Origin of the sequence: Pseudomonas sp. F01002 (genome assembly GCF_004402115.1) — a bacterium.
GTDB lineage: Bacteria > Pseudomonadota > Gammaproteobacteria > Pseudomonadales > Pseudomonadaceae > Aquipseudomonas > Aquipseudomonas frigoris.
Window position 1 is genome coordinate 99263 of sequence record NZ_SOPU01000033.1, and the last position, 11827, is coordinate 111089.

10 protein-coding genes are annotated in these 11827 nt (G+C 57.9%); 7 read left to right on the forward strand and 3 right to left on the reverse strand.

The features are described 5' to 3' along the window. Window positions 1-317: 317 nt before the first annotated feature. Window positions 318-1025: an arginyltransferase gene (locus tag E3W21_RS27060; RefSeq protein WP_129436902.1), complete on the forward strand. Its 708-nt coding sequence runs from the start codon at window positions 318-320 to the stop codon at window positions 1023-1025. A gap of 111 nt (window positions 1026-1136) precedes the next feature. Next, a complete protein-coding gene (gene infA, locus E3W21_RS27065; RefSeq protein ID WP_002553999.1) occupies window positions 1137-1355 on the forward strand; it encodes a translation initiation factor IF-1 in 219 nt (72 codons plus the stop codon). 741 nt (window positions 1356-2096) lie between these two features. Here the strand turns inward: infA and clpA are convergent. Further along, the gene (gene clpA, locus E3W21_RS27070; RefSeq protein WP_095129000.1) at window positions 2097-4367 is read right to left on the reverse strand and encodes an ATP-dependent Clp protease ATP-binding subunit ClpA; all 2271 of its coding nucleotides are present in this window, start codon (window positions 4365-4367) and stop codon (window positions 2097-2099) included. 30 nt (window positions 4368-4397) lie between these two features. Next, the gene (gene clpS, locus E3W21_RS27075; RefSeq protein WP_046032480.1) at window positions 4398-4760 is read right to left on the reverse strand and encodes an ATP-dependent Clp protease adapter ClpS; all 363 of its coding nucleotides are present in this window, start codon (window positions 4758-4760) and stop codon (window positions 4398-4400) included. Window positions 4761-4985: 225 nt separating this feature from the next. On the opposite strand from clpS, the gene E3W21_RS27080 reads away from it, so the two are divergent. Beyond that, window positions 4986-5264, forward strand: coding sequence for a cold shock domain-containing protein (locus E3W21_RS27080; RefSeq protein WP_134422632.1), 279 nt, complete (start codon window positions 4986-4988; stop codon window positions 5262-5264). A 62-nt stretch (window positions 5265-5326) separates the two neighbouring features. Here E3W21_RS27080 and icd read toward each other — a convergent pair whose 3' ends face one another. Then, entirely contained in the window at window positions 5327-6583 is a 1257-nt protein-coding gene (icd, locus tag E3W21_RS27085) for an NADP-dependent isocitrate dehydrogenase (RefSeq protein ID WP_134422634.1), read from the reverse strand. 496 nt (window positions 6584-7079) lie between these two features. On the opposite strand from icd, the gene E3W21_RS27095 reads away from it, so the two are divergent. From E3W21_RS27095 to hflD, 4 genes are all read left to right on the forward strand, one after another. Beyond that, complete coding sequence (locus E3W21_RS27095) at window positions 7080-9305, forward strand: NADP-dependent isocitrate dehydrogenase (protein ID WP_134422636.1); 2226 nt, start codon at window positions 7080-7082, stop codon at window positions 9303-9305. 209 nt (window positions 9306-9514) lie between these two features. Further along, window positions 9515-9961, forward strand: coding sequence for an NUDIX hydrolase (locus tag E3W21_RS27100; protein WP_129436907.1), 447 nt, complete (start codon window positions 9515-9517; stop codon window positions 9959-9961). Between the two features lie 59 nt (window positions 9962-10020). Continuing rightward, on the forward strand, window positions 10021-11166 hold the full coding sequence (gene mnmA / locus E3W21_RS27105) for a tRNA 2-thiouridine(34) synthase MnmA (RefSeq protein WP_008146022.1): 1146 nt from the start codon (window positions 10021-10023) through the stop codon (window positions 11164-11166). Then, entirely contained in the window at window positions 11163-11786 is a 624-nt protein-coding gene (hflD, locus tag E3W21_RS27110) for a high frequency lysogenization protein HflD (protein WP_033057057.1), read from the forward strand. The genes mnmA and hflD overlap by 4 nt, the downstream gene beginning before the upstream one ends. Window positions 11787-11827: the final 41 nt, after the last annotated feature.

Consider the following 11827-nt stretch of genomic DNA (forward strand, 5'->3'; position numbering starts at 1 on the left):
TTTGCCCGTGTGGCTTACACTTAGGGGGCGTTCTCAATGAGTTTCGCCGCCGCGCCGGGTCTGCTGTTGCGCAGGGCAAGACGCGAGAAGCGTAGTTTGGTCATTCCAAATAAGCTTCGAGCAACGCAGCCCTGCGCAACAGCAGGCCCGGCCCTTCGGGTTGTGCCTTAAAACGGGCCAGGCTGCGTTGCAGGCCCTGGAAAGGGAACACCATTCCCAGCGGCCTGCGCCTTGCCTGGCCCGTTTTAAGGCGACAACGCGGCGGTGAAACTCATTGAGAACGCCCCCAAATCAAAGCTTATTCCCGAGGGTTGATCATGACCGAGTTGGCGCGTTTGAAGTTCTATGCCACTCAGCCCCACTCTTGCAGCTATCTGCCCGAGGAGCAGGCCACGACCTTGTTCCTCGACCCTAGTCAGCCCATGGATGTGCATGTCTATGCAGACCTGTCTGAAATGGGTTTCCGTCGTAGCGGCGATCATCTTTACCGGCCTCATTGCCAGAATTGCAATGCGTGCGTACCGGCGCGCATCCCTGTGGCGCAATTTTCGCCCAACCGCCAGCAGAAACGCATCTTCAAACGCAACGTCGACCTGCAGGTGCGGCCTGGCAGGCCGCAATTCAGCGAAGAGTATTTCGACCTTTATCAGCGGTATATCGAACAGCGTCACGCCGATGGCGATATGTACCCGCCGAGCCGCGATCAGTTTGCGACGTTCCTGGTACGTGACCTGCCGTTTTCCCGATTCTACGAATTCCGTCTCGAAGGACGACTGGTGGCGGTGGCCGTCACCGACTTGCTGCCGAACGGTCTGTCGGCGGTCTACACCTTCTACGAGCCCGCTGAAGAACGCCGCAGCCTGGGGCGTTATGCGATTCTCTGGCAAATCGCCGAGGCTCAGCGTCTGGGGCTGGAAGCCGTCTATCTGGGCTATTGGATCAAAAACTGCAAAAAGATGAGTTACAAGACTCAATATCGCCCTATCGAACTGCTGATTAATCAGCGCTGGGTCATCCTGAACTAGAGCAAGCCGTAAACCCCTTGGCTTAAACCCCATTTTTCGGGCACAATGCACGCCGCTTTTGCCTGGCGCAGTTGCACCGGGCCATTCATTGGACACCGAGGGCTTTACTGCATGTCGAAAGAAGACAGCTTCGAAATGGAAGGCACTGTCGTCGACACCCTGCCCAACACCATGTTTCGTGTGGAGTTGGAAAATGGGCACGTCGTAACCGCGCATATCTCCGGCAAGATGCGCAAGAACTACATCCGTATTCTTACCGGTGACAAAGTGCGCGTCGAGCTGACGCCCTATGACTTGAGCAAAGGGCGCATCACTTACCGCGCTCGCTAATCAAGTCAATACAAAACGCCCGGTTTATGCCGGGCGTTTTTGTTTGTCTGCGATTTGGTGGGGCTCTTTAGTTTATGGTGTATATCCGTTGCTGCGGTTAGGGCTTCTGGCGGTTTCGCTCTTACAGCGACTCACTTTTCCAGACGCCGGAGTGCCGGCCCAGCGAAAAGTAAGCAAAAGGCTTCGCCCCGGCGTACGGCGCCTCGCTAAAGCTCCGCGTTCCCTCGCTACGGTATCCATCAGGGGGCATCGCCTCCGGTCTGCTTCGCGACGACCTCCTCTCGATGTGTTCGGCTTCGCCGAACGGCGCTAAGCGCCTAATCCCCTGATGAACACCTACGCTCGGCCTGCCGAAGGGGCGAGAGATCAAAAGCAGAATCAAGATCTAAAGCCACAGCAAGATCAAAAGATCGCAGCCTCGTTTCACTCGACAGCTCCTACAGGGGATGGGTGTACACCCACCCTCCACCACTCAACACGCCGAGCGTTAGCTCGCCTGCAGCTCTTGATCTTGCTTTGCCCGCCCTATATCGGGAGGCTGAGTGGAGGTATTCATCTGGGGGGCAGGCGCGCAGCGCCGTTCGACGCAGTCGAACACATCGAGAGGAGGTTGAAGCGAAGCCAACCGGAGGCGATGCCCCCAGGGCGAAACCCTAAGTAGCCGTTACCGCAGCAACGGATATACACCTAAATCTCAAGCATAAAAAAGGCGCCCGAAGGCGCCTTTTCGCTTTACAGCCGTCAGGCCATTTCAGCTGTGGTCTCGAAGTCGAAGGTCAGCTCGCCGTCCTTGAGATCGATGTGAACCACACCGCCATGGTCGGCCAGTTCGCCAAAGAGTATCTCTTCCGCCAGCGGACGCTTGATCTTGTCCTGAATCAAACGCGCCATTGGTCGAGCGCCCATTGCCGTGTCGTAGCCACCCGCTGCAAGCCAGCTGCGCGCCGCGTCCGTCACTTCCAGCTGCACGCGCTTGTCTTCCAGCTGCGCCTGAAGCTCGGTAAGGAACTTGTCCACCACGCTTTTGATGACCTCATGGCTGAGGCGACCAAACTGGATAATGGTGTCCAGACGGTTGCGGAACTCTGGCGTGAAGCTCTTCTTGATCACTTCCATCGCATCGGACGAGTGGTCCTGATGGGTGAAACCGATCGAAGCGCGCGCTGCGGTTTCGGCACCGGCGTTGGTCGTCATGATGACGATCACGTTTCGGAAATCCGCTTTGCGCCCGTTGTTATCGGTGAGCGTACCGTGGTCCATGACCTGCAGCAGCAGGTTAAAGACTTCCGGATGTGCCTTCTCGATTTCATCGAGCAACAGCACGCAGTGAGGTTGCTTGGTGATGGCTTCGGTCAACAGACCGCCCTGATCAAACCCGACATAGCCCGGAGGCGCACCGATCAGACGCGATACGGTGTGGCGCTCCATGTACTCGGACATGTCGAAGCGAACCAGTTCGATACCCAACGCTTTGGCCAGCTGACGCGCCGCTTCGGTTTTACCGACACCGGTAGGCCCTGCGAACAGGAACGAACCGACTGGCTTGTCAGGCGACTTGAGGCCGGCACGGGACAGTTTGATCGCGGTCGACAGTGAGTCGATTGCGGCATCCTGGCCAAATACCGTCAGCTTCAAGTCACGCTCAAGGTTACGCAGCAGCTCTTTGTCGGAGCTGGTGACGTGCTTAGGCGGAATTCGCGCGATTTTCGCGACGATGTCCTCGACCTGAGGCACTTCGATGCGTTTCACGCGTTTCTCGATTGGCTGCAGACGCTGGTAGGCGCCTGCCTCGTCGATGACGTCAATGGCTTTGTCCGGCATGTGCCGGTCATTGATGTAGCGCGAGGCCAGTTCGGCCGCCGCACGCAACGCTTCATCGCTGTATTCGATGTTGTGATGCGCTTCGAAACGACCTTTCAGGCCGCGCAGAATGCCAATGGTGTCTTCCACCGAAGGCTCCGACACATCGACCTTCTGGAAGCGCCGGGCCAATGCACGGTCCTTCTCGAAGATCCCGCGGAATTCCTGGAACGTGGTCGAACCGATGCAACGGATATCACCCGACGACAGCAGCGGCTTGAGCAGATTCGAGGCATCCATGACCCCACCGGACGCAGCACCCGCACCAATGATGGTGTGGATTTCGTCGATGAACAGGATCGCCTGCGGACGTTTTTTCAGCTCATTGAGCAACGCCTTGAAGCGCTTCTCGAAATCGCCGCGGTATTTGGTCCCGGCCAGCAAGGCCCCCAGATCGAGGGAATACACCACGCTGTTGGCCAGCAAGTCCGGCACCTGGTTGTCGACAATGCGTTTGGCCAGTCCTTCGGCAATCGCGGTTTTACCCACGCCTGCCTCGCCCACCAGCAACGGATTGTTTTTGCGACGACGCGCCAGGATCTGCGCAACGCGCTCGACTTCCAGCTCACGGCCTACCAATGGATCGATACGACCCTGGCGCGCGAGTTCGTTGAGGTTGCTGGCATAAGCATCCAGAGGATTGCCTGAAGAAGAAGACTCACCGCCCTCGTCGTCCTGCATATCTTGTTCACCTTCAGAGTGATCGCCATGCCCCGGCACTTTGGAAATGCCGTGTGCGATGTAGTTGACGACATCGATGCGCGCAACGCTCTGCTGTTTCAGCAGGAACACGGCCTGACTCTCTTGCTCACTGAAGATCGCGACCAGTACGTTGGCGCCAGTCACTTCGCGTTTGCCCGAGCTCTGTACGTGAAAGACAGCACGCTGCAGAACACGCTGGAAGCCCAGGGTTGGCTGGGTCTCACGATCCTCGTCATGAACGGGGATCAATGGCGTGGTGGAGTCGATGAACTCCTGCAGATCGTGCTTGAGTTTGTCGAGGTTTGCGCCGCAGGCACGCAAAACGGTGGCGGCAGCCTCATTGTCCAATAGGGCCAGCAGGAGGTGTTCGACGGTCATGAATTCATGACGCTTCGATCGGGCCTCCTTGAAGGCAAGATTGAGGGTGACTTCGAGCTCGCGGTTTAACATAGCTTCACCTCATACCCAAGTGGTCGGCGATTAACCGTCCTTCTCGATTTCACAGAGTAGCGGATGCTGGCTTTCCCTGGCGTACTGGTTGACCTGCATGGCCTTAGTCTCGGCGATGTCGCGGGTAAACACTCCACATACTGCCCGTCCTTCTGTGTGGACGGCCAGCATGACCTTGGTCGCCAGCTCGCGATTCAGGTTAAAAAACACCTCGAGCACTTCGACGACGAAATCCATCGGTGTGTAGTCATCATTGAACAAAACCACCTTGTACATCGGCGGCGCCTGTAAAGCAGGCTTTGCCTCCTGAACAGCAATGCCTGCGGAATCGTCGTCGTGTGAATCAGGGCGATCCTGATTGAATGTTAGTCGAATCTGGCTGATTGCATGCATGGAAAGAAAGGTTCGTCAGTTGTGCGAATACAGTGGTGGGGGCGGCTATGGACGATTTCAACTCCGACTGCCCGGTCAGCTTGACTATCGGGAAAACGGTGTTACAACCAATAGAGCCCACAGTGGGTAAAAAAGGTCCGCGGAGTCAATCTTATTTCCAGGAAATGACTGCGGATGAACTGGATGATACTCCAGTGATGGAGTCTGTTGCAGAGGGATATGGGTATGTCAGTCGGTAAGGTGAAATGGTTCAACAATGCCAAGGGATTCGGTTTCATTAACACCGACACCAGAGAAGGCCGTGACGAAGACGGTCATCTTATTGATTTCTTTGCACACTATTCGGCCATTGAAATGGTCGGATACAAGACTCTCAAGGCCGGGCAACTCGTAAGCTTCGAGATCGTCCAGGGACCCAAAGGGCTGCACGCAGTCAAGATTGGGGCTGCCACGACCGAGAACGAACAGGCCGCTGCCACCCAACAGGAAACAGTGTCGAACTGACGCAACCCGTCATCCAGTCATAAAAAAACCGCCCGAAGGCGGTTTTTTTAATGCCAACTCGCTTACATATGCGAAATCAGCGCATCACCGAACGCCGAAGAAGACAGCAGCTTCGCGCCTTCCATCAGACGGTGGAAGTCATAGGTCACTGTCCTGGCCGAAATCGCGCCATTGGTGCCCTTGATGATCAGATCAGCCGCTTCAGTCCAGCCCATGTGACGCAGCATCATCTCTGCGGACAGGATCAGCGAACCCGGGTTGACCTGGTCCTTGCCAGCGTACTTCGGCGCAGTACCGTGGGTCGCTTCGAACATCGCAATGGTGTCAGACAGGTTGGCACCCGGTGCGATACCGATACCGCCCACTTCCGCCGCCAGGGCGTCGGAGAGGTAGTCGCCGTTCAGGTTCAGGGTCGCGATCACATCGTATTCGGCCGGGCGCAGCAGGATCTGCTGGAGCATGGCGTCGGCGATGGCGTCTTTGACGATAACGTTCTTGCCGGTTTTCGGGTTTTTGAACTGCATCCACGGACCGCCATCGAGCAGGGTCGCGCCGAACTCTTCAGCCGCCACTTCGTAGGCCCATTCCTTGAAGGCACCTTCGGTGAACTTCATGATGTTGCCTTTGTGCACGATGGTCAGCGAGTCGCGGTCATTGTCGACCACATACTGCAGAGCTTTTCGCGCCAGACGCTTGGTGCCTTGCAGCGAAACCGGCTTGATGCCGATACCGCAGTTTTCGTCGAAACGGATCTTGGTGACGCCCATTTCATCTTTAAGGAACTTGATGACTTTGGTCGCTTCCGGCGAACCGGCTTTCCACTCGATACCGGCGTAGATGTCTTCCGAGTTCTCACGGAAGATCGTCATGTCGACGTCGCCTGGCTTCTTGACCGGGCTAGGCACGCCTTCGAACCAGCGCACAGGGCGCAGGCAGACATAAAGGTCGAGTTGCTGACGCAGGGCCACGTTCAGGGAACGGATGCCGCCACCGACCGGGGTGGTCAGAGGGCCCTTGATGGAAACCACGTAATCTTTAACTGCGTCCAGGGTTTCCTGGGGTAGCCAGGTGTCCTGATCGTAAACCTGAGTCGCTTTCTCCCCGGCGTAGACTTCCATCCAGGAAATTTTGCGCTCGCCGCCGTAAGCCTTCTTAACAGCAGCATCGACAACCTTGATCATGACCGGGCTGATATCAACGCCAATACCATCACCTTCGATGAAGGGGATGATCGGGTTGTTAGGAACATTGAGAGAATGGTCCGCGTTGACGGTGATTTTGTCGCCGACTGCTGGAACCTGAATCTTCTTGTATCCCATGCTGAACTCCATTGTTTGGATTGAACATCTGGCTTCGTTCGAGCGTACCCCAGTTAAATCGGCACGCAAACCCTATGTTCCAACCATCTGCCGCAAAGCTGCACAGTTCGCGGCGTACAAGCCTGAAAGCAAAGGGAAAAGCGCCAAACTCAAGCACGGTGCAAGACTCTACGCCCCACTCGCCCCTGCGACCTTTAGACCAATGGACGACAATCGTTGCATATGAACCATCGGCAGATTGCCAGCTACCTATGTATAATGCCGCCCGCTGACCACAGAGTCACGACGGCCGACCTTTCTACTACGAGGCTTTGGGCCCGAAAAAGCCGGACTGTTACCGCAGTCCACCCGCTTGACGCTCGACTGATGCACCCAACATCACCGCGAAGAAATCTCGACATTCGGCTCATGGATGACTTTGAACGAACGCGCTTACCCGGCGCCCCTCGAGTTTTTCTGCGCACGCTTTAGCAAAGAAGAGAGAGTTAATCCGAATATGCCCACCCGCTCGAAGATCATCTATACCTTCACCGACGAAGCTCCCGCCCTCGCCACCTATTCTCTGTTGCCTATCGTAGAGGCCTTCACCGCCTCCGCTGATATCGCCGTGGAAACCCGCGATATCTCTCTTGCAGGGCGCATTCTGGCCAGCTTCCCCGAGCAACTGGGTGACAACGCCGTAGCCGACCACCTCGCCGAACTGGGCGACCTGGCCGTTACGCCTGAAGCCAACATCATCAAGCTGCCGAACATCAGCGCCTCGGTTCCGCAACTGCAAGCCGCGATCAAGGAACTGCAAGCCCAGGGCTTCGCACTGCCTGACTACCCGGAAACCGTGACCAGCGACGCCGACAAGCTCGCCAAATCGCGTTACGACAAGATCAAGGGCAGCGCCGTGAACCCGGTTCTGCGCGAAGGCAACTCCGATCGTCGTGCACCGCTGTCGGTCAAGAACTACGCACGCAAGCACCCGCACAAAATGGGCGCCTGGGCTGCGGACTCCAAGTCCCACGTCGCGCACATGAGCACCGGCGATTTCTACGGCAGCGAAAAAGCTGCCCTGATCGACGCCGCTGACGCCGTTAAAATCGAACTGATCGCTCAAGACGGCACCACCACCGTCCTGAAAGAAAAAACCACCGTGCAAGCCGGTGAGATCCTCGATTGCGCAGTCATGAGCAAAAACGCTCTGCGCAGCTTCATCGCTGCCGAGATCGAAGACGCCAAGCAAAAAGGCGTACTGCTGTCGGTTCACCTGAAAGCCACCATGATGAAGGTCTCCGACCCGATCATGTTCGGCCAGATCGTTGCCGAGTTCTATAAAGACGCACTGACCAAGCACGCTGACGTGCTGGCGCAGATCGGCTTCAACCTGAACAACGGCATCGGCGACCTGTACGCTCGCATCAAGGCTTTGCCGGCCGAGCAACAAGCGCAGATCGAAGCGGACATCCAGGCGGTCTACGCCGCTCGTCCATCGTTGGCCATGGTCAACTCCGACAAAGGCATCACCAACCTGCACGTGCCGAGCGACGTTATCGTCGACGCCTCGATGCCGGCGATGATCCGTGACTCCGGCAAAATGTGGGGCACTGACGGTCAGTTGCACGACACCAAGGCCGTGATCCCGGATCGCTGCTACGCGACCATCTACCAGGCGGTAATCGAAGACTGCAAGCTGCACGGCGCTTTCGATCCAACCACCATGGGCAGCGTGCCAAACGTTGGCCTGATGGCGAAAAAAGCCGAAGAGTACGGCTCGCACGACAAGACTTTCCAGATCAAGTCCAACGGCGTAGTTCGGGTTTCCGATGGCGCTGGCCGCACCCTGCTGGAACAGTCGGTTGAAGCCGGCGACATCTTCCGCATGTGCCAGACCAAAGACGCGCCGATCCAGGACTGGGTCAAACTGGCCGTCAACCGTGCTCGCGCAAGCGCAACTCCAGCAATCTTCTGGCTGGACCCAATGCGCGCCCACGACGGTGTAGTGATCGAGAAAGTTCAGGCTTACCTGAAGGATCACGACACCTCCGGCCTGGACATCCGCATCATGTCGCCAGTCGACGCGATGGCGTTCACCCTGGGTCGCACTCGCGAAGGCAAGGACACCATCTCGGTGACCGGCAACGTACTGCGCGACTACCTGACTGACCTGTTCCCGATCATGGAACTGGGCACCAGCGCCAAGATGCTGTCGATCGTGCCGCTGATGAACGGCGGTGGCCTGTTCGAAACCGGCGCTGGCGGTTCGGCACCGAAGCACGTTCAGCAACTGCTGGAAGAGAACTTCCTGCGCTGGGATTCCCTGGGCGAGTTCCTGGCCCTGGCCGCTTCCCTTGAGCACCTGGGTGTGACCTACAACAACCCTAAAGCGCTGGTGCTGGCCAAGACCCTGGATCAGGCCACCGGCCAGTTCCTGGACAACAACAAGTCGCCATCGCGCAAAGTCGGCAACATCGACAACCGCGGCAGCCACTTCTACCTGGCGCTGTACTGGGCTCAAGCCCTGGCTGCCCAGACCGAAGACACTGCACTGCAAGCGCAGTTCGGCGAACTGGCCAAGACCCTGACCGAGAACGAAGCAACCATCGTTGCCGAGCTCAACGCCGTTCAGGGCAAGCCAGTGGACATCGGCGGTTACTACCACGCCAATGCCGAGCTGATCAGCAAGGCCATGCGCCCAAGCAACACCTTCAACGCCGCGATCGCTGCGCTGGTTTAAGGTTGTAAGGATGCAAAGAAGCCCCGGCCCTGTGCCGGGGTTTCTGTTTCTGGCACACATCCAATGTGAACACCGGACCAATGTGGGAGCGGGCTTGCTCGCGAATGCGGTTTATCATTCAACATTCATGCTGGCTGACCCACCGCTTTCGCGAGCAAGCCCGCTCCCACATTGATCTTTGTTCCAACATAGAAAATCGAGGAAGCTTTATGGATTGGCTACCCCACATCACCGTCGCCACCATCGTCGAAGACAACGGCCGCTTCCTGATGGTCGAAGAAACCAAGCACGGACGAACGGTACTCAACCAGCCCGCCGGTCACCTCGACCCGGACGAAACCCTGATCGAGGCCGCCGTACGCGAAACCCTCGAAGAAACCGGCTGGGACGTCGAGCCGACCGGCGTGGTGGGCATTTACCTCTACACCGCCCCGAGCAACGGCGTGACTTATCAGCGGGTCTGCTTCACCGCAAAACCGCTCAAACATCACCCCGACTATCAACTGGACGACGGCATCGTCGGCGCAAAATGGCTGACGCGTGACGAACTGCTGGCACAGCGCGCAAACTGGCGCAGTGAGCTGATCATCCGCTGTATTGATGATTATCTGGACGGTCAACACTTCGCTCTCGAACTGATCCGCCCTTCTCTTTAGCCTTGCGGGCTTGGGCCTGTTAGAATCGCGTCCTTTTTCAAGACACTCATTGAATCCCTATGCGTGATCCAGCCCCTTCTGACACACAAAAGAAGCGCGTCATTGTCGGCATGTCCGGCGGCGTGGACTCTTCCGTTTCCGCTCTCCTGCTGATCGAGCAGGGTTATGAGGTGGAAGGCCTGTTCATGAAGAACTGGGAAGAAGACGATGGAACGGAATACTGCACCGCCATGGATGACTTGGCGGACGCTCAGGCCGTGTGCGACAAGATTGGTATCAAACTGCATACCGCCAACTTCGCCGCCGAATACTGGGACAACGTGTTCGAGCACTTCCTGGCCGAATACAAGGCCGGTCGCACGCCGAACCCGGACATCCTCTGCAACCGCGAGATCAAGTTCAAGGCGTTCCTCGATTACGCCATGATGCTCGGCGCCGACCTGATCGCCACCGGTCACTACGTGCGTCGCCGCGACATCGATGGTCGCACCGAGCTGCTCAAGGGCCTGGACCCGAACAAGGACCAGAGCTACTTCCTGCACGCCGTTGGCGGCGAACAGATCGCCAAGACCCTGTTCCCGGTCGGCGAGCTGGAAAAACCTGAAGTCCGCGCGATTGCCGAGAAACACGAACTCGCCACCGCGAAGAAAAAGGATTCCACCGGGATCTGCTTTATCGGCGAACGCCGCTTCAGCGACTTCCTCAAGCAATACCTGCCGGCCCAGCCAGGCGAGATCAAGACCACCGAAGGTGAAGTCATCGGCCGTCACCACGGCTTGATGTATCACACCATCGGCCAGCGTCAGGGCCTGGGCATCGGCGGCCTGAAAGACGCCAGTGACGAGCCGTGGTACGTGCTGATCAAAGACCTTGAACACAACGAATTGATCGTTGGCCAAGGCAATGACCACCCGTATCTGTTCTCCCGCGCCCTGCTCGCTTCAGACATCTATTGGGTCAACCCGATCGACCTGAGCGAACCACGCCGATTGACCGCCAAAGTCCGCTATCGCCAAAGCGACCAGCCGTGCACGCTGGAAAAAACCGCCACCGGCTACCGCGCGACCTTCGATGACCCGCAACGCGCGGTCACCCCAGGCCAGTCCGTGGTGTTCTACGACGGTGAAATCTGCCTCGGCGGCGGCGTGATCGAAGTTGCGGAGCCGTGGACCAGCAAAGGCACTCCTCAAGGCGAGCAGCAATGAGCCCGACTCAGGAGCAACTGACGGCACTGGGCGGCGTGTTCCTCGCCGCCGTGCTGGTCGACAAGATCGCCAAGACCGGCCAGACCGCCGAAGCCGGCCTGACCTGCATGCTCGGCAGCCTGCTGATTCGCGACCCCAAAGACACCCTGGAAGTCTACGGCGGCGACGACATCAATCTGCGTGAAGGTTACCGCGCACTGATCGGCGCCCTGGAACGCGACCCAAGCACCCTTCAGCGCGAACCGCTGCGCTATGCGTTGGCGATGCTCGGTCTGGAGCGTCAACTGGCCAAGCGCAACGACATGCTGGACGTAATCGGCAAGCGTCTGCCGCAGATTCAGTCTCAGGTTGAGCACTTCGGTCCGGCGCACGAAAACGTCATTGCGGCGTGCGGCGCCCTGTACCAGGACACCCTGAGCACCCTGCGCCAGCGAATTCAGGTCCACGGCGACATGCGCAACCTGCAGCAACCGAGCAACGCTTCGAAAATCCGCGCCCTGTTACTGGCCGGGATTCGATCGGCGCGCCTGTGGCGGCAGCTGGGCGGCCATCGCTGGCAGTTGGTGATCAGCCGTCGCAAGTTACTGAAAGAGCTTTACCCGCTGATGCGCAGCAGCTGAACCGCGCCCGCAAGACCATTTGTAATTTGTAACGCGTAAGA

What these genes read in the sequence shown, in the direction of transcription:
- E3W21_RS27060 (WP_129436902.1), top strand. Translation starts at nt 318, where the DNA reads ATGACCGAGTTGGCGCGTTTGAAGTTCTATGCCACTCAGCCCCACTCT.
- infA (WP_002553999.1), top strand. Translation starts at nt 1,137, where the DNA reads ATGTCGAAAGAAGACAGCTTCGAAATGGAAGGCACTGTCGTCGACACC.
- clpA (WP_095129000.1), bottom strand. Translation starts at nt 4,367, where the DNA reads ATGTTAAACCGCGAGCTCGAAGTCACCCTCAATCTTGCCTTCAAGGAG.
- clpS (WP_046032480.1), bottom strand. Translation starts at nt 4,760, where the DNA reads ATGCATGCAATCAGCCAGATTCGACTAACATTCAATCAGGATCGCCCT.
- E3W21_RS27080 (WP_134422632.1), top strand. Translation starts at nt 4,986, where the DNA reads ATGTCAGTCGGTAAGGTGAAATGGTTCAACAATGCCAAGGGATTCGGT.
- icd (WP_134422634.1), bottom strand. Translation starts at nt 6,583, where the DNA reads ATGGGATACAAGAAGATTCAGGTTCCAGCAGTCGGCGACAAAATCACC.
- E3W21_RS27095 (WP_134422636.1), top strand. Translation starts at nt 7,080, where the DNA reads ATGCCCACCCGCTCGAAGATCATCTATACCTTCACCGACGAAGCTCCC.
- E3W21_RS27100 (WP_129436907.1), top strand. Translation starts at nt 9,515, where the DNA reads ATGGATTGGCTACCCCACATCACCGTCGCCACCATCGTCGAAGACAAC.
- mnmA (WP_008146022.1), top strand. Translation starts at nt 10,021, where the DNA reads ATGCGTGATCCAGCCCCTTCTGACACACAAAAGAAGCGCGTCATTGTC.
- hflD (WP_033057057.1), top strand. Translation starts at nt 11,163, where the DNA reads ATGAGCCCGACTCAGGAGCAACTGACGGCACTGGGCGGCGTGTTCCTC.